Annotated in this window: 12 protein-coding genes, 1 tRNA gene and 2 pseudogenes; 9 read left to right on the forward strand and 6 right to left on the reverse strand. The window is 70.9% G+C overall.

Annotation, left to right across the window (positions count from 1 at the left end; genetic code table 11):
* Window positions 1-695 precede the first annotated feature (695 nt).
* A pseudogene (locus ACF1G2_RS00480) lies at window positions 696-998 on the forward strand (transposase); the annotation flags it as partial.
* A gap of 13 nt (window positions 999-1,011) precedes the next feature.
* Here ACF1G2_RS00480 and ACF1G2_RS00485 read toward each other — a convergent pair.
* Window positions 1,012-1,269: a hypothetical protein gene (locus tag ACF1G2_RS00485; protein ID WP_391796079.1), complete on the reverse strand. Its 258-nt coding sequence runs from the start codon at window positions 1,267-1,269 to the stop codon at window positions 1,012-1,014.
* Window positions 1,270-2,291: 1,022 nt separating this feature from the next.
* Window positions 2,292-3,503: a glutamate--cysteine ligase gene (locus tag ACF1G2_RS00490; RefSeq protein WP_391796080.1), complete on the reverse strand. Its 1,212-nt coding sequence runs from the start codon at window positions 3,501-3,503 to the stop codon at window positions 2,292-2,294.
* 264 nt (window positions 3,504-3,767) lie between these two features.
* Here ACF1G2_RS00490 and ACF1G2_RS00495 point away from each other — a divergent pair.
* From ACF1G2_RS00495 to ACF1G2_RS00505, 3 genes are all read left to right on the forward strand, one after another.
* Window positions 3,768-3,847 (forward strand) — tRNA-OTHER (locus ACF1G2_RS00495).
* A gap of 650 nt (window positions 3,848-4,497) precedes the next feature.
* Window positions 4,498-5,730 carry a PP2C family protein-serine/threonine phosphatase gene (locus ACF1G2_RS00500; protein ID WP_391796081.1) on the forward strand — a complete coding sequence of 411 codons (1,233 nt, stop codon included), beginning with the start codon at window positions 4,498-4,500 and terminating at the stop codon, window positions 5,728-5,730.
* 228 nt (window positions 5,731-5,958) lie between these two features.
* Window positions 5,959-6,564 (forward strand): dihydrofolate reductase family protein, encoded by a 606-nt coding sequence (locus ACF1G2_RS00505; RefSeq protein WP_391796082.1) that lies wholly within the window; start codon window positions 5,959-5,961, stop codon window positions 6,562-6,564.
* Window positions 6,565-6,714: 150 nt separating this feature from the next.
* Here ACF1G2_RS00505 and ACF1G2_RS00510 read toward each other — a convergent pair whose 3' ends face one another.
* Both ACF1G2_RS00510 and ACF1G2_RS00515 read right to left on the reverse strand, forming a co-directional pair.
* On the reverse strand, window positions 6,715-6,966 hold the full coding sequence (locus tag ACF1G2_RS00510) for a hypothetical protein (protein ID WP_391796083.1): 252 nt from the start codon (window positions 6,964-6,966) through the stop codon (window positions 6,715-6,717).
* Window positions 6,967-7,213: 247 nt separating this feature from the next.
* The gene (locus ACF1G2_RS00515; RefSeq protein WP_391796084.1) at window positions 7,214-7,585 is read right to left on the reverse strand and encodes a hypothetical protein; all 372 of its coding nucleotides are present in this window, start codon (window positions 7,583-7,585) and stop codon (window positions 7,214-7,216) included.
* Between the two features lie 161 nt (window positions 7,586-7,746).
* Here ACF1G2_RS00515 and ACF1G2_RS00520 point away from each other — a divergent pair, with 161 nt between their 5' ends.
* Window positions 7,747-8,214: a hypothetical protein gene (locus tag ACF1G2_RS00520; RefSeq protein WP_125819619.1), complete on the forward strand. Its 468-nt coding sequence runs from the start codon at window positions 7,747-7,749 to the stop codon at window positions 8,212-8,214.
* A 1-nt stretch (window position 8,215) separates the two neighbouring features.
* On the opposite strand, the gene istB is transcribed toward ACF1G2_RS00520, so the two are convergent.
* Window positions 8,216-9,037: an IS21-like element helper ATPase IstB gene (istB, locus tag ACF1G2_RS00525; RefSeq protein ID WP_391796085.1), complete on the reverse strand. Its 822-nt coding sequence runs from the start codon at window positions 9,035-9,037 to the stop codon at window positions 8,216-8,218.
* A 3-nt stretch (window positions 9,038-9,040) separates the two neighbouring features.
* Window positions 9,041-10,295, reverse strand: a pseudogene (gene istA / locus ACF1G2_RS00530) (IS21 family transposase).
* Between the two features lie 527 nt (window positions 10,296-10,822).
* Here istA and lanKC point away from each other — a divergent pair.
* From lanKC to ACF1G2_RS00550, 4 genes are all read left to right on the forward strand, one after another.
* The gene (gene lanKC, locus ACF1G2_RS00535) at window positions 10,823-13,489 is read left to right on the forward strand and encodes a class III lanthionine synthetase LanKC (RefSeq protein WP_391796086.1); all 2,667 of its coding nucleotides are present in this window, start codon (window positions 10,823-10,825) and stop codon (window positions 13,487-13,489) included.
* Window positions 13,486-13,614, forward strand: coding sequence for a SapB/AmfS family lanthipeptide (locus ACF1G2_RS00540; protein ID WP_015037662.1), 129 nt, complete (start codon window positions 13,486-13,488; stop codon window positions 13,612-13,614). The genes lanKC and ACF1G2_RS00540 overlap by 4 nt, the downstream gene beginning before the upstream one ends.
* 181 nt (window positions 13,615-13,795) lie before the next feature.
* Window positions 13,796-15,802, forward strand: a complete 2,007-nt coding sequence (locus tag ACF1G2_RS00545; protein WP_391796087.1) for an ABC transporter ATP-binding protein — start codon at window positions 13,796-13,798, stop codon at window positions 15,800-15,802.
* 134 nt (window positions 15,803-15,936) lie between these two features.
* A complete protein-coding gene (locus tag ACF1G2_RS00550; RefSeq protein WP_391796088.1) occupies window positions 15,937-17,646 on the forward strand; it encodes an ATP-binding cassette domain-containing protein in 1,710 nt (569 codons plus the stop codon).
* Window positions 17,647-17,663: the final 17 nt, after the last annotated feature.

Here is a 17,663-nt window from a genome sequence, read left to right on the forward strand (position 1 = left end):
CCTCCCCCTGCACCCAGGAGGATTCCGATGCGTCGAGGTGTAGTGATTGCCGGCGCCCTGGTCGCCATCTGCTGTGGCGCGCTGCTGCTCGTGATGGGAGCCCGCGATGCTTCGGCCGGACATGGCCGAGCGGCGATTCCCCTCGTCGCGGCGGTGGCACTCATAGGCGCCGGAGGATGGTTCGTCCTTTCCGGGCGGGGGCAGAAATGAAGATCGCGGCTCTCATGCCCTCATCAGCGTCCGGGTTGCCGATGTGGGGAATCGCTCTGATCGTGCTCGTCTTTCTCGCAGCCCTTGTGTTCGTCCTGTCACGGCGTCGATGAAGGTTCGTGCCGCGGGCAGCGGCAGCGGTAGGTAGCGGTAGCGGTAGCGGTAGCGGTAGCGGCACTAACCCTTCATGCCACGGGCAGCGACGCGGGCAGCCGTTGCCGTTGACGTCTACCGAACGTGCGGTGCTCGGGCGGTCGGTTGATGCCCGCGGGCGAGGGACACAGCCTTCGATCCGAGGGCGTTCACCACATGGACGAAATGACGCGCCGATCTGTGACACTCCGGAGCGTCAGCTCGCTTTCCGGCACGCCCCCGGCGGTCCCGCGGCCCCGGTGTCCGCACCGGACGTTGAGGTGGTCGAGAACGGGTTCCAGGCGTAGCAGCATTCGCGGGTGGGTCGAGGGAAGTCGGGTGCCGGGACAGCCCACCCGCGCGTGACCAAGGGCTGGGCCGACAGCGGCTACCGAATCCAAGCCATCGAGCACGGGGCACGCCTGGGTAGGGACGTCGAAGTCATCCGCCGCGACCCCGCCCAGAAAGGCTTCAAGGTCATCCCGCGGCGCTGGGTCGTCGAGCAGACCTTCGGCTGGCTCATGCACGACCGACGCCTGGCCCGCAACCACGAGACCCACCCACACCGGTCCCAAGCGATGATCAAGCTGTTGATGGTCGACCTCATGATCCGCAGACTCACCCGAGAGTCCACTCCGATCTGGCGTGGCTCCTGACCGTCCTCAACAGTCAGAGTTCGTAGCGCCAGACAGTGACGTGCCCCTGCGCCACATAGACCTCGACCCAAGAGCCATCAACACCTTCCGGCAGCGGTGGTTCGGCAAGGTCGAACAGGACCACCGAACCGCCCACGTCCAGGACCGCGCCTCCGTCCTCATCGAGACGTAGCCGTCCACGAAAGATGATGCGGTCATCGTCTTCCCGCAGTTCAGGCGTCCCATCAGTACGTGGCCGAGCGTTCTCCATCCAGACCATGTCCTCATCCACGGTCCACTCGACATGGTGTTCTCGCCCCACTGCCTCAGGAGCCCCCTGCCAGAGCACCACAGCAGTGCCCACTGCCGAGCGAACTCGGACGGACGTGGGCTTCGATGGGACAGGCTCCACCGCCCCTAATTTGACCAGCACCCCGCCGTCATCCTCGATCGGCTTACCAAACACCTTCGCCGGGACAAAGCGCTCTTATAGGTGTGGGCGGAGGGGGCTCCGGGGACCCGGCGGCGAGGCGGACGTCCAGGGTGAGGCGGCGGGCGATCTTGCCGCTGTCACCACCGATACCACCCCGAGAGATCGCACCAAGAGGGGCGATGCGTACCAGGGCGGGTATCGGGGGGTCTTCCGGGCACACGAGAGGTCATGCACGGACAACATGCGCGTCCCAGCAGCAGCGTTCTGTTCGGCCCGGCTCCCGAAGCCCGGACACCGCCGCCCAGCCACACCGGCGCCAGACACTCGCGCCGCAGCCGGCTCACTGGCCGCCTGCGCCGACGTATCCTCGCCTACCGGGCGATCGACTTCCTGTCCACGCACGTCCCGGACACGTCCGGGCCTGGCGAGGAATGCCTGCTCCTCGTCCACATCCGCCAGGTCGTCGGCCAGGTCCACTACCGGCTCTGCACCGATTGCGCCCAGGGTGTCATCACCGCCGTCGTCATCGACGAGCGCTTCCACAGCACGGGCCTGGGCACACGCGCACTCTCCCACCTGCGCTCCCGCCACCCGGGACTAGCCTGGCGCAGCACGCTGAGCAAGCGCACCACCCGTGATCTCCTGCGACGGATGCGGATTCCCACGACCACCTCTGCCGCACCGTGTCCCCACGCCCACGAGACAGCCTGCCCCCGGCCCCCTGCGGACTCAGCCGGCCACAGCGACAACACCCCGAACGGCAGAGGCGCCGGGGCCATGGCGATCGCGCCGGCCGAGCCCCAGGACCGGTCTCCGGATGGTGCGGCACGAGAACGATGAGGATGAGGCGGTCATCATGCCCACGCCCGTCGCCGGCTCCGTCAGTTCGGCGTGCGGTCGGTGTGGCCGTTCGGAGTGGTGGTCGAGATGAGGTGGTCGACGACGTCGGTGAGGCTGCCGCGGCGACGGTGGGCGGTGCGCTGGGCGTCGGATCGGCTGCCGTGGGTACGTAGGCGTGACCAGAGGGTGTGGACGAGTTCGGTGTCGCCGTGTTGATGGAGCGCCATCCGGATGTGAGTGAGGAGCTGGCCCATCTGGGTGACGGTCGGGGTCAGTCGGCCGGTGAACGGGTCGATGCCGTCGCCGGCGAGGCCATCGCGGGCCGCGCGCCAGCAGGCCGCCCTGAGCATCTCGGGATGGGGGCGAGGCGCCGGTTCTCCGCCATGGATAGCCGTAAGGGCGGTGGCGGCCAGGGCTCTGACGAGGCCGGCGAGGAGGACGGTGTCGTCGCCGGTGGCGGTGGCGTCGGCGGCGCGGATCTCCAGGGTGGAGACGTGGTGTGAGGGCCTGATGTCCCAGTACAGGCCGCCCCGGTCCATGACGGCGCCTGTGGTGAGGAAGCCGGAGACGAGGTCCTCGAAATGGTCGGCGGACTCGAAGTAGGGCGGGGGTCCCGAGACCGGCCACCGGCCCCAGGTGGTCGTGCGCCAGCTGGCGTAGCCGGTGTCCCGCCCGGCCCAGTACGGGGAGTTGGCCGCGACGGCGATGAAGAGGGGGACCCACGGGCGGAGGTGGTTGCTGACCTCAAGTGCGGTGGCCAGGTCGGGGACGCCGACGTGGATGTGGCAGGCGCAGGCGACCTGCTCGTCGTCCAGACCCCGGAACATGGCGGCGCTGCGGGTGTAGCGGGGCCCGTCGGTCAGGGGTGGCGGTCCGGGCGGAGCGAGGACGGGTGTTCCGGTGGAGACGATACGCAGGCCCTGCCGTGCCGCTGCGCGGGCGAGGGCTTCGCGGGCGGAACCGATCTGGTCGGCGAGGTCGGCGAGGTGGGTATGGGGATCGGTGCGTGTCTCGACCTGGTAGCGCGTGAGTTCAGGTCCCACGTGGTCGCCGAGGTCGTGTGAGGCTTCGGCCACGACCTTTTCGGCGGCGGCGCTCAACTCGCGTGACACGGGGTCGACCAGAAGGAACTCTTCCTCGACGCCGACGGTCAGCGGCCCGGTCTCTTGGGAAAGGGGACGGCTTCCGTCATGGCTTGCGGTGGAGGGTTGTGTGGTGGACGACGTGTGCCCTCTACTCGTCATGGTGACCATGTTGTCACGCGTGGTGAGAGTCGGGTCAGATGGCGAAGGCGCCGTTGCTCGCCCCTCCTTGCTTCCCCGGCATCACATCGGGGACGGCTGTCGCATACGGATCTCAGGCCCGCACGCACGCCGAGGCTGCGACCTGGATCGCGCATCGGCGGTCCAGGAGATGAGGGCGAGGCGGGATCAGGGGCGCCCCGAACGGGGGCATGGCGTGCGGGCGTGGATACTCCGGTGCACCGGCCACGCGCCTCTGTGTACCCTGCCGAGGCAGTCGCCTTCGTCTAGCGGCCAAGGACGACGTACACCGGCCTGCCGGATGCGTTACCCGGGTTCGAATCCCGGCGGCGACCGCTCCTCACTGCGGGCTGCGGGACAGGGGGCAGGCCTCTCCGGTAGACGGAATCCGCCCGCAGGCTACCGACACCGGGGCCAGGCTCCAGCTCTGCCGGAACGCGGAACGGCCTGATATCCGGCATCGCGCCGCGTTCTCGATGCCACCGGCGCCCGCGACGCCGTCAGCGCGCTGCGCTGCGGCGTACCCGTGGTGTGTGGTGTCGAGGGTGCTCGGCCGTCTCAGCTGGAGGATCGCCGCCAGCGCCTCGGCCGCGGTCGACCACGGCAGCGGCAGCGGCAGGCGACGTTGTTCTCGGTCCGTCCGGAGAGTCGGCGATCACCGGCTCAGGCATCAATGGGGGGATCGAGGCGCCGCGGGCCGGACAGGCCACGCGGTGCCTACCGATCGTCGTCACTCTCGTCCGCTGTGATCACCACTCGCGTGGCGGTGGGGGCCCCGCCGCTTGCCGAAGCAGTCGTCCACCCGACAGGAAGGGCCTGGCTTGGGGTCCAGACCGTCGAGGGTGTCGTCGCCGGGCTGACCAACGCCCGGCAAGGAGGCCGAACGGTCCATACCGGGCGCACCACGACGGGCCCGCGGCCCACATGCGTGCCAGGGTGGAAACGCACACGACGGACGAGAGCCGCAGGCGCGGCAGGTGGAAGCGTGAACGGACCCGGCAACGACTACAAGGCCGTCTTTCAGGCCCTTCCCGCAGGTGTGGCGCTGCTGACGCTCGACCTTGTGTACGCGGACGTCAACGAGGCGTACGTCAGCCTGTCGGGGCGGACGCGGAGCCAGCTCATCGGCCGCTTCCTGTTCGACGTGTTCCCCGACAACCCCGGCGATCCGGCCGCGACCGGTATGCGCAACCTCTACGCTTCCCTGCGCCGCGTAGCTGCCACCGGGGAGCCCGACACGATGGCGTTGCAGCGCTACGACGTGGAGGACTCCGAGCGGCCCGGGGTGTGGCAGGAGCGGTACTGGAGTCCGGTCAACGTCCCCGTCCTCGCCCCCGACGGCACCGTGGCCCTGGTGCTGCACCGGGTCGAAGAAGTCACCGAACTCATCCGCGCCCGCGCCGGGCGCCCGGAGGGGGGCCGTGCCCGGGTCCTGGAGGCCGAGCTCTACACCCGCGCCCGGGAACTGCAGGAGGTCAACGAACGCCTGCGCAAGGCCCACGCCCGCGAGCGCGAGGTCGCCCTCCACCTGCAGGAAGCGATGCTGCCGGCGCCCCGGCCACTCGGCCACCATCGCGCGGCCGTACGCTACCGGCCCGCCAAAGGAGCGTTGAACGTGTGCGGCGACTGGTACGACCTTGTCGACATGCCCGGCAGCAACCGGACCGCTGTCGCGGTCGGCGACGTCGTCGGCCACGGACTGCGCGCCGCCGGCGTCATGGGCCAGCTCCGCAGCGCCCTGTCGGCGGCCTCCCGTGTCGCCACCGGCCCGGCCCAGGCCCTCGACGTCCTCGGCCTGTACGCCCGCTCGGTCGAAGGTGCCGAATCCACCACCGCGGCGTCCGTCTTCGTCGACTGGAACGCCCGCACCCTCACCTACAGCAGCGCCGGCCACCCCCCGCCCGCCCTGTGTCGTCCCGACGGCACCGTCACCTTCCTGGACCAGGCGACCGATCCACCACTGGGCGCCCGCCCGGACCACGTTCCCCGGCCCCAGTCCCAGACCGTGTTCACCGACGGCTGCGTCCTCCTCCTCTACACCGACGGGCTCGTCGAACGCCGCCATGAGGACATCGACACCGGCCTCGCGCGCCTCGCCGGCTCGGTCGCCCGCCACCACGCCACCGACCCCGACACCCTCGCCGACGCACTCCTGGGAGACCTGATCCCCCCGGCGGGTCTCACCGACGACACCGCCCTCATCGTCATGCGGCTGTGACGACGCGCGCACCTGCGCGCGGTGCGCAACGCCCGGGAGCACTCCCATCGACACCGCACTACCGCTGCGCCCCAAGACCTACAAGGCTCTTGAGCTCAGGCGAACCGAAGGCTGAAGGCATATCCGTCGGCCGGGGCCTCCCTTCGCCGGAAACGCCCGGCTCACGGCCGATGAGTCGCCGGCTCCCGGCCGGTCCAAGCTCGTGACGCCCCAGGAAAGGACACCGCCATGTCGGAGCTTCTGATCGACTTCATCACCTCCCTCGACGGATACGCATCGGGAGAGGGATGGCCCGGGTTCTGGGGCCTCGAGGGTCCGGAGTACCTCGCATGGCTCGGCGAGCAGCCCGAGTGCACGTACCTGATGGGAGCGAACACCTACCGTCTGATGTCCGGCTTCGCAGCGGGTGACGTCCCGAGCGGCCAGGACGAGTTCAGGCCCGAGGAAGAGGCGTCCGTCGACCAGCTCACGCAAGCGTCCAAGGTGGTGTTCTCCTCCTCACTCGAGGCGCCGCTGACGTGGGCCAATGCCACGCTCGTGCGCGACGACGCCGTCGAGGCGGTCCGCGCCATGAAATCGAGTGGCTCGGGGCTCCTCAGCACGATCGGCAGCCTCAGCCTGTGCCGGTCCCTGCTACGAGCGGGACTCGTCGACCGCTTCCGGGTCGTGATGTTCCCGGTGATCACCGGGGCCACGGGCGAAGAACGCATCTACGACGGCTATCCGGACGTTGCCCTGGAGATGATCGAGCACCGCACCTTCGACGGCCGCATCCAGCTGGTCGAGTACAGGCCCCGCGTGCTCGAGCACCCGCCGCTCGACGTCCCTGCGTGACGCCGCCCGCCGGCCCGCCTGGACGGATCAGACCGGCCGGCGGGCACGGAGCGAGCCTGAGCACCCCAGCGACTCTCCCTGTTTCGGACTCGGTTGGGTCGATGCCCAGCAGCGTCAACGGAGGAGAGTCAGGAGGCCCGCATCCTCAGGTCAGTCGATCCAGTCTCGGAACCGGGCGCGTGATGGTCCGCACGCGCCGCTGGCCAGGGCCTTCCCGTAAGCCTGCCGGGTCGCTGCATCCACCTCTGCCGACGAAGCGTCGAGGGGCACGTAGGCCCCTGAGTAGACCGTGCATGCGGGATGGACCGGCTGGGCGGCGTACCACCCGAAGGCGGCGATTCCCGCCAGAACGGTGAGGGCGATGAGTCGGCGTCTGGATATGCGGAACAGCGGGGTGATCACCTCTGGATGGTACGGAGCGTGTCTGGGCCGGGCCGGCGGCCGGGTAGGGCCCCGGGCATGGCGCCCCGGGCCTTCCCCATGGCGGGCCCCTCCCCCCGTGTCTGGCATCAGGAGCATGGGATCCCGATTGAGGTCAGGGGCCCTCGCGCTCCGGGCTGTGTGCTCGACGACTCAGACGCGGCTCCATCCGGCCGGCAGAGCTGGGGCCTCTCCTACACCGTCCAGGAAGTCGACGCCTGACACGAGGTCATGCGCGTTGGCGCCGCTCTTCCTCAAGAGGCACACGGCTCTCCCGCCCATCGGACGCCGAGTTCGCCTGACGGACGGCGCCCTCACGCTGTCTGGCGGCCAAGGCCCTCGCCAGCACCTTCGCCCGGTGGGGGTTCGACTCACCGAGGGCCTGCGCCACCTCCACGGCCTCGTCCAACAGGGCCGGCCGTCGCTCGGGCAGGTCCCGTACCAGGGGCGACGCGCTCTCCTCCACCAGGACGTACGCCAGCTTGGACCCGTACACCTCCGGCTCGACCCGTGTCAGAAGGCGGTAGATCCACAGCCCTTCGGCACCGCGCACCACCTTCCGGTTGGCACTGAGCAGCTTGACCCTTGCCAGCACAACCATGTCCTGATCCATCGATCCCCTTCGTCTCCCACCCCCAGCCGGCGCATGTCCCGCGGCGTGTCAACGCTCTCTGAAATCTGACCCCCGGCGAGTCTCTGAAAACTGACCCCCAATGTTGTTGGCCGCCGAGTGCCCTGGTCGTGTCGGCAGGGTTGTCAGCCGTGGATGCCAGAATCGGCGGCATGACGCTGTGTGACTACTTCTCCGCCGCTGACGACCAAGCCGCCGTCGCGGTCCTCCAGACTCCGGGAGGACCGGGTCGAGCGGAGCTCGACGTGTTCCTCCTCAAGAACATCGACCCGGTCGTCGCGATCGCCCAACTTGAGGCCATCATGACGGGCTGCAGCTATGAGGAGGCCAGCGAACGCCCGCGGTCCGGAGAACTACTGTCGTCGGAGGAGGACGGCCCGCCCTTTGTGGTCAGCTTGTCGGACACCCTGTTCGATGCCCTCGTCACGGCGCCGCAGGACGACCTCGTTCGCTTTGCTGAGCCATGGTCGAAGACCGACGAACTCCAGCAGATTCGGATCGGCGCCGAAGTCGCGGCGGACGTTCTGAAGGGCCTGGCTGGACTGGCTCAGCGCGCTCGGACCTCCGGTCAGCGGTTGTATTGCTGGTGGGCGCTGTGAATTATCGGCGTTCGGCGCCGTTCTCCTTGTTCAGCAGTTCGCGTCGCTGGCGGGTGCGGTAGGAGTCGCCGGTCAGGGTAAGAACCTCGGCATGGTGGACCAGGCGGTCGATCATCGCGGCTGCCACGACGTCATCCGAGAAGGTCTCTCCCCACCGCCCGAAGGGGAGATTCGAAGTGACCATCACAGAGCCCTGCTCGTAGCGCGACGCGATGAGCTGGAAGAACAGGTTCGCCGCGTCCTGGTCGAACGGGATGTAGCCCACCTCGTCGATAATGATCAACTTGTAGCGGCGGATCTTCTTGAGCTCGGCCTCCAGGCGGCCGGCCTGGTGGGCTGTCGCGAGGCGGGCGATCCAGTTGCTGGCGGTGTCGAACAGGACCGAGTAGCCGGCCTGGGTGGCCTTGACCCCGAGGCCGATGGCCAGGTGGGTTTTCCCGATGCCGGGCGGCCCCAGCAGGATCACGTTTTCGGCCTTCGCGACGAAAGTGCCGGTCGCAAGGTGGGCAAGGACGTCGCGCCGCAGCGATGGCAGGTGGTCGAGGTTGAAGTCCTCCAGCGTCTTGACCTGGGGGAAGTGGGCAGTGCGGATCCGCATCATGGTGCCCTTGGACTCGCGGTCGGCGACCTGCCGCTGCAGCAGGGCGGCCAGATACTCCTCGTGGGACCAGTTCTGGTCGCGTGCCTGATCGGCGAGCTCTTCCCAGGTCGCACCGATCGTGGGCATCTTCAGCACCCGGGTCAGGTAAGCGAGCATGGACGGCATACCGTCCTTCGGCCCGGTCACCGCGGTGGACTGGTCGGGCGTGATGGCCGTGGTCATGGGTCACTTCGCTTTCGTGGACGACGGGTTGAAGTCGACGCCGAACAGGGCGTCGTAGTCCGGCAGGGCCCGCAGCGCGACGCTGTGGCCGTCGGCGTGTTGGCGGGTGGCTGCCGCACGTCTTTCGCGGTCGAACGCCAAGGCCTGACGCAGTCGGGCGGCGGTTGCGACGTGGACCGGGTCGGTGACCACCGCCTGCTTGGCCCAGGACCTGGCATGTCGGGCGACGAGCTGGCCCTCGCAGAGGACCCTGACCTCCTGCGGGGATGCGGTGATGTCGACGAAACGGCCGATGACCTGCGGGTCGACCGAGTAATCGACGGTGTCGACGCGGACGTAGTAGTCCCGGCTCAGCCGGATGCGGTGGTTCAGCCCGATGGGCGGGGTGATCGGCGGCAGCGGGAGCATCGACAGGTAGTCGGTCTCCAGCAGGTCGACCGGCCGGCCCTGGATCGAGCGGACCGTCCGCGCGTTGGCCCTGATCAGCCAGTCGCCGAGCTGGTGGTTGAAGTCGGCCGGGGAAGTGAACTGCCGGCCGGGGAGGAACAGAGGTCTCCAAGTACTGGTTGTTGCGTTCAACGATTCCCTTGTATTCCGGGTCGCGGGGCGGCGCCAGCTTGATCTTGGTGGCAAGCGTTCCAGCGAACGCCGCCGCGGGAGCGGTCACCCGCCCGGTCCCGCCAATCGCGGACTCACGGTCCCAGACCAGCGTCTTGGTGACCCTGCCGATGCCACTGATCAGTGACCACATGCCCGATAGGATGTCGCCGGCCTGGCGGGTCGGGATCATCGTCGCGGTCATGAAGCGGGAGAACCCGAGCGACATCACCAGCACCGGCAGAACCCGTTCCTGCCCGGCAGCGACTTGCACCTTCGTCTCGGGGAACCACAGATCGCACTGGGCGATCTCGCCGGGCTCGTAGGTCACGCGGTCGACCGGGTCGATGCCGACGTACTCCGGTCGGATCACCGCCAGCCGCTTCCGTAGCGGCGGCATCGAGTGCGGCCAGCCGATTCGCTCGGCGATGACCGGTGCCGGCATCCGCGGCCACTCGTTCAGCAGGACGCGGATCTGCGGCTCGAACGGGTCGACGACCGATCCCCGAGGTGTCCGTTCGTATTTCGGCGGTCGCTCCGAGGACAACGCGGCCCGCACCGTGTTGCGGGCCACCCCCAGTCGCCGCGAGATCTCCTTGATGGGCACACCTTCCGCTCGATGCAGCCGGCGTATCTCTGCCCAGTCCTCCACGTTCAGCACCCTCCAAGAGTCCGGAGGGGGTCAAGATTCGGAGACTGCCAGGGGGTCAGTTTTCACGAAGCAGCGACACGGCGAGACTGCACAGCGAAGACGCCGGCAACCGAGAAGGGTTGCCGACGGGTTGGCCTGGAGGTGGATGACGATGAGTCTGACGCGCGGCGCCGGGCGTCACAAGGCCGAACGGGCGTGCCGTACGTCCTACCGAAACACCACCTGAACAGGCATGATGGACCTGACACTCACACAGATCCCGGCCGCCCCCCTGACGCAGACGCGCGACGGGGTCCAGGGCATGAGTGCCCGTTCCTGATCGCGGGCTCGGGAGACGGCGTACCCCCACTCCTCGTTCCGCCGCGCGTGCACCACCTCCGCGCCCCTCTCCGCATCGCGATGCAGGCCGAGCAACCGGTGGGCGGAGAGCATCGGTTACCTGTGCGTACTGCATGCGCGAGACGTGACAGCGGCGACTGTCCCGGCCCTCACGGCGCGTGACAACGTCATTCCGTCACCGACCGAGGGAGTGCGTTGTGAACAAGGGGTACGCGGTCTTCTGCGATGCCGACCGTCACTTCTACGACGCGCCCCACCGTCTCGTCTTCGCCGACGGAGCCGGCGACTCCCTCTACCCGGCCGCCACCCTCCCCGTGCCCGAGGGGTGGAGCACCCATCGCACGGGTGACTGGCTCGCCCTGCGTCCGGTGGGCGGAACGCTCCCGTCGCAGGGCTGGAAGATCCACGTCTCGGCCTGTCTCGACAACGCGGAGCGGGTCCTCGACAGGGTCCGGGAACACTGTCTGCGGCACGAGGTGGCGTTCAAGTTCGTGCCGAGCCGGTATCTGTTGCACCAGCGCAACGCCAAGTACGCGGACCGCGCGGCCAGCGGCAAGTTCATCACCGTCTACCCGGCCGACGACGAGCAGTGCGAGCGCCTGGCGACCGACCTGGCGCACCTGCTCGACGGTGAGCCCGGACCGTACATCCTCAGCGATCTGCGCTGGGGGCGGGGCCCCGTGCATCTGCGGTACGGCAGCTTCACGCGCCGCCACTGCTACGACGAGCACGGCGAGCTGCGGCCCGCCATGGAGGACGGCTCCGGCACCCTCGTACCCGATCAGCGCGGACCCGTCTTCCGTATACCCGGGTGGGTCACTCCCCCGCCGTTCCTGCGCCCGCACCTCGATGCGCGAGCCGCCGTGACGGTCCAGGAGATGCCGTACGAGATCGAGAAGGCCCTGCACTTCTCCAACGGCGGGGGCGTGTACGAGGCGCGGCACCGCGCGACGGGGCGGCGGGTCGTGCTGAAGGAGGCACGTCCGCACGCCGGGCTGGCCGCCGACGGTGCCGACGCCGTCACCCGCCTGCACCGCGAACGTACCGCGCTTGAGCAGCTCTCCGGACTCGCCTGCACACCGGAGGTCCTCGACAGCTTCACCATCGGCGACCACCACTTCCTGGTCCTCGAATTCGTGGAGGGCAGGCCGCTCAACACCTTCTTCGCCCGCAGGCATCCCCTGATGGAGGCCGAACCGCCGGCGGAGCGGCTCGCCGAGTACACGGAATGGGCCCTGCGGATCCACGGCCTCGTCGAGCAGGCCGTGGCCGAGGTGCACGCGCGGGGCATCGTCTTCAACGACCTGCACCTGTTCAACGTCATGGTCTCCGAGAACGAGACCTCCGTGGTGCTCCTGGACTTCGAGGCGGCCCAGCCGGCCGCGGAGGGCGGCCGGCAGACCGTCGCCAACCCCGCGTTCGTCGCACCGGCCGACCGGCGCGGCTTCGACGTGGACCGCTACGCTCTCGCCTGCCTGCGGATCGCGCTGTTCGTCCCGCTCACCAGCCTGCTCGCCGTGGACCGGGGGAAGGCGGCGCATCTGGCGGAGGTCGCGGCGGCGCGATTCCCCGTGCCCGGCGAGTTCCTGGACGCGGCGGTACGGGAGATCGTGCGGGAGCCGGCCGGCACTTCACCGCGCGCCACCGCGTCCGGCGGCCGTGCTCCGTTCCTGCCGGTCGAGCCCGGAGAGTGGCCGGGCAGCCGTGACGCGATGGTGCGCGCGATCCTGGCGTCGGCGACGCCCGACCGGGAGGATCGTTTCTTCCCCGGCGACATCGCTCAGTTCGCCACGGCCGGGGGCGGCATGTCCGTCGGCTACGGCACGGCGGGAGTCCTGCACGCCCTGCACGAGAGCGGGGCCGCGCGGATCCCGGCGGCGGAGGAACGGCTCTTGCGGTACGCCAAGCAGCCCGGGTCCGGTACGCCGCTCGGCTTCTACGACGGGCTGACCGGCGTCGCGTGGACCCTTCAGCGACTCGGGCACACCGCCTCCGCCCTCGAACTGGCCGAGCTGGTCCTCGCGCAGGACCACGACGCGCTCGCGCCGGATCTGCACGGAGGGACCGCCGGAATGGGCCTCGCCCTGGACGCCCTCGCCGCCGCCACCGGCGAGTCCGGCCTGCACGCGGCGGCGCTGAGGTGCGCCGAACTGGCGGCCCGCCCGCCCGCCACGTCCCCGCGGCCCGCGGGGCCAGGGGCCGGGGGCCGGGTACGGACCGGGCTGCTCCACGGTGCGGCCGGCCGGGCCCTGCTCTTCGTACGGCTCTACGAACGCACCGGGGACTCCGCGCTTCTCGACCTCGCCGCCGAAGCGCTCCACGACGATCTCACCCGCTGCGTGCGCGGCGCCTCCGGCACACTTCAGGTCGACGAGGGCTGGCGCACGATGCCGTACCTCGGTGCCGGGAGCGTGGGCATCGGCATGGTGATCGACGACTTCCTCCTCCACCGCCATGACGAGGCCCTCGACCGTGCCCGGTACGAGATCGTCCAGGCGGCGCAGGCCACGTTCTACGCCCAGCCGGGCCTCTTCCGCGGTGTCGCGGGCATGGTCCTGCACCTCGCCCGCACGAACGCCGGCGGGCCCGGCACGGGGCCCGAGGACGTACGCCGTCAGGTCGGCTGCCTGTCCTGGCACGCGATGTCCTACGAGGGCCATCTCGCCTTCCCCGGCGAACAGATGATGCGGCTCTCGATGGACCTCGCCACCGGCACGGCGGGCGTCCTGCTGGCCCTCTCGGCAGCTCTGGGCGACCGCCCGGCACACCTGCCGTTCCTCCCGCCGCTCCGGCGGCCCCAAGAACCGGCCCCGCTCCGGGGTCGCACGGCACCACCGTCCCCACACGAAAGGAAACGATCATGAACCTGTTCGACCTGCAGTCGCTGGAGACCCCCAAGGACGAGGCCATCGGCGACGTCGAGACCGGCAGCCGCGCGAGCCTGCTCCTCTGCGGCGACAGCAGCCTCAGCGTGACCACCTGTAACTGAGTCCATCCGGCTCCGCGAACGGTCCGTAGAGGCGCCGGCGCGTAGTCACGGTGCCCCGGGAGCCGAGCTCCCGGGGCACCGGCCATCGGCCACCGGGCACCGGGCACCGGGCACCGGGCACCGGGCACCGGGGCGAGCGTCGCGGGTGCCCGCCGCGCCCGTCAGGAGAAAGGGGCATCGGATGGCTTCTCGGACCGGGGCCGACCGGCTGCTGCGCGGCGCTGTACGACACACCGCCGGCCCTACCGCGGTGCTGCTCGCCTGCTCGGTCGCCGGCGCCGCCTGCGCGCTCGCCGTCCCCGCAGTCACCGGCCGCACGCTGGACCTGCTACTGCACCGACACCCCGCCGCGGGGACCTGGTTGACCTGGGCCGCCGTACTGCTCGCCGCGGAGGTCCTGATGGAGACCGCCACCGTCCTGCTGACACAACTGACCACCGCCCGCGCCACCGCCTGGGTCCGCCTCCGCGCGTCGACCGGGCTGTCGGCCACCACCCCCCACCGAGCCGAGCCCCACTCCGGCGGTGACGTCGCCGCCCGGCTGTGCGTGAACGCCACGGACAGCGGCGCCGCACCGGCGGCCCTCGCGACCTCGGTGTCCTCCGTCCTCGTCCCGGCCGGCGCGCTCGTCGCGCTGGCCCTGATCGACCCCTGGACCGCGGCCGTCTTCGCGGCGGGCCTGCCGCTGCTCCTCATGGTGCTGCGGACCTTCGCGCAGCAGTCGTCCGACTCCGTCGGCCGGTACCAGCACGCACAGGGAGCCGTCGCCGCCCGGCTGACCGAGGCGCTGAGCGGTGCGCGGACCATCGCCGCCGCGCACACGGCACGCCGCGAGGAGGAACGCATCCTCGCCTCGCTGGAGGACATGACGCGGTACGGCACCCGGATGTGGCTCGTCCACGGCCGCGCCGTGGCCCGCAGCGGCGTGCTGCTTCCGTTGCTCACCACGGCCGTCGTCGCGGTGGCGGGGACGAGACTGGCCGCCGGGGAGCTCAGCGTCGGCGACCTGCTCGCCACCTCGCGGTACGCCGCCCTCGCCGCCGGGATCGGATCCATCGCGGCGCCGCTCGGCACACTGGTCCGGGCCCGCACGGCGGGCCGCCGCACCGCCGCACTCGCCGATCTCCCTCCCATGACCCATGGCTCCGCGGTCCTGCCGCCCGACGGGCCCGGTGGCCTGGAGCTGAGGCGGGTACGGGTGGTGCGCGACGGCGTCCCGCTGCTCACGGACGTGACGCTCGCGATCGACGGCGGTTCGACGGTCGCAGTCGTGGGCCGCTCCGGCGCCGGCAAGTCCACTCTGGCCGCCGTCGCAGGCCGGCTGACCGACCCTGACGAAGGGCGCGTCCTCCTGGACGGCGTCGACCTGGCCGAACTGACCCGCGCGGAGCTGCGTTCGGCGACCTCCTACGCCTTCGCCCGCCCCGCTTTCGACAGCGACGCCACGCCCACGGTCCACAGCGCGATCGCCTCGGGGCGGATCGGGGCCGTCGGGGAGCCGGCTGAGGGTGGCGGTGGGGGTGCGGATGGGGGTGCAGGTGGCGGTGGGGGTAGCGGTGCCGTGAGTGCCGTGGAGACGGGTCGTCGTGCCGTGACCGCCGCGGCTCCTCGTACCGCCGAAGCCCTGGCGGAGGAGGTCCGGGACGCCGCGAGGGCGGCGAGCGCCGACGCGTTCGTCCGCCTCCTGCCACAGGGATACGACACACCTCTGGACGACGCGCCTCTCTCCGGCGGCGAGCGTCAACGCCTCGGCCTGGCACGGGCGTTCATCGGGGCCGGGCGGCTGATGATCCTGGACGACGCGACGTCGAGCCTGGACACGGCGACGGAACGGCAGGTGGAGCTCGCCCTCTCCTCGTCACTGCGGCCGTGCACCAAGCTCGTCGTGGCCCACCGGGTCTCCACGGCGGCCCGTGCGGACAAGGTGGTCTGGCTGGAGGCGGGACGGGTACGGGGGTTCGGACCGCACCGCCTGCTGTGGGAGGACCCGGACTACCGTGCGGTGTTCCTGGCCGAGCCGGCCACGACGTCGGCGGCGACCGTCGCCCCGGTGGAGGCCGTCGCCCCGGCCGAAGCCGTCGCCCCGACGAGGGCCGCGGGCGCGGCAGTTGCCCCGGGAGTCGAGGCCGCGCGGGACGACCGCCGGGCCTGGCGGCCCGTCCGCGACGAGCTCGGGAGCGACGCGTGACGTCGGCGGCGTACAGGGGCAGGACGACTGGCCCGGAGCAACGGTCGCCCCTCGGTGACCCTGCCCCCGCCGCCGAGCGGACGTCACGGCGCGTTCTTGCCTCGGGACGGACGTTCCTCCGGCGCCGCAAGGGGGTGCTGGCCAGGCTGGCGGCCTGGTCCGCGGCCGAGTCGGCGCAGACGTTCCTCGGCGGCTACTGCGTGGCCCGGGCGCTGGACGACGGATTCCTGCGGAGGGACACCCCGGCGGGACTGCTCTGGCTCGCGGGGGCCGCCGTGGTCATCGTCCTCGGCGCGCCGGTCGTCCGGGGCGTCTTCACCCAACTCCCGTACCTCACCGAACCGTTGCGCGATCACCTGGTACGCCGGTCGGTCGTGCGGGCGCTGCGCGCGGCCACGGCCGGGCGCGGAACCGTGGACACGACCGCCGTCTCCCGGCTGACGAGCCAGACGGAGATCGCGCGGGACAGCTTCGCCGGGCTGGTGCTCGCGGCCCGCTCCTTCGTCTTCGTCGCGGTCGGTGCCCTGATCGGCCTGATGTCCCTCGCGCCGCAGTTCCTCCTCGTCGTGTGCCCGCCCCTTGTCCTGGGCATCGCCCTGTTCACCGCCTCCCTGCGGCCCATGGCACGGGCCCAGCACCGCTACCTCGACGCGGACGAGGCCGTCGGTCGGCGCGCGGAGGTCACGCGGACCGCCCTGCGCGACATAGTCGCCTGCGGTTCCCACGAACCGACCGCCGACCGCAACGGCCGGGCGATCGAGGAGGCCGCCGCCACGCAGCGCGCCCTGGCCCGCTGGGCGGCGGTCCGCACGCTGTCCGTGGCGACGGCAGGCCAGTTGCCCGTGTTCCTGCTCCTGGCGGCGACCCCGTGGCTGCTCGGCCAGGGCGTCACAGCGGGCGCTCTGGTCGGCGCGCTCACCTACATCCTCCAGGCACTGCTGCCGGCCCTTCACACGCTCATGACCGTTCTGGGCGCCGCAGGGGCGCGGCTCTTCGTCATTCTCGACCGGCTCACCGGGCAGCCGGTCCCCGGCCCCGCGGCCCACTCCGGCCGGCAGCCCACCCCTGACCCGCCCTCCGCCACCGCGCCCCGCGCGTACGTGCGCCCCGCGGCGGCAGGGACGACGGCCGCGCTGGAGCTGCGCCGGGTCCGGGTGGCATACGGACCGGGTGCCCGTGCCGTACTCGACGACCTGGACCTCACCGTCGAGGACGGGGAGCACATCGCCGTCGTCGGCCCGAGCGGCATCGGCAAGTCGACCCTCCTCCAGGTCGCGGCGGGCCTGCTGACGCCGGACCGGGGCGAAGCGCTCCTCTCCGGCCGCCCCGTCGGCCGCCACCCGTCGCCCGAACTCACCGCCTTGCGCATCCTGATCCCCCAGGAGGCGTACGTCTTCAGCGGCACCCTGCGGGACAACCTCCGCTACCTACGGCCCGACGCCCGTCAGTCCGACGTCGACGACTCCGTACGGGCTCTCTCGCTCGAACCGCTCGTCGAACGCGTCGGCGGGCTCGACCGTCCGGTGCGGCCGGACGTGCTCTCGCTCGGCGAGCGCCAGCTGATCGCCCTCGCGCGCGCACACCTCTCCCCCGCCCCGCTGATGCTTCTCGACGAGGCCACCTGCCACATCGACCCCGTGGCCGAGGCCCGGGCCGAACACGCACTGCGCGCCCGGCCCGGAACCCTGGTCGTCGTCGCCCACCGGCTGTCGTCCGCGTTGCGTGCGGACCGGATCCTCGTCCTCGACGGCACCCGCGCCCGGTGCGGCACGCACGAGGAGCTGCTCGTACGTTCGGCGCTCTATCGCGATCTGGTGGGGCACTGGAACGACATCCAGCGCTGAAGGAGGGGCCTCGCCCG

It is taken from the genome of Streptomyces sp. NPDC013457, from assembly GCF_043089925.1.
Taxonomy (GTDB): Bacteria; Actinomycetota; Actinomycetes; order Streptomycetales; family Streptomycetaceae; genus Streptomyces.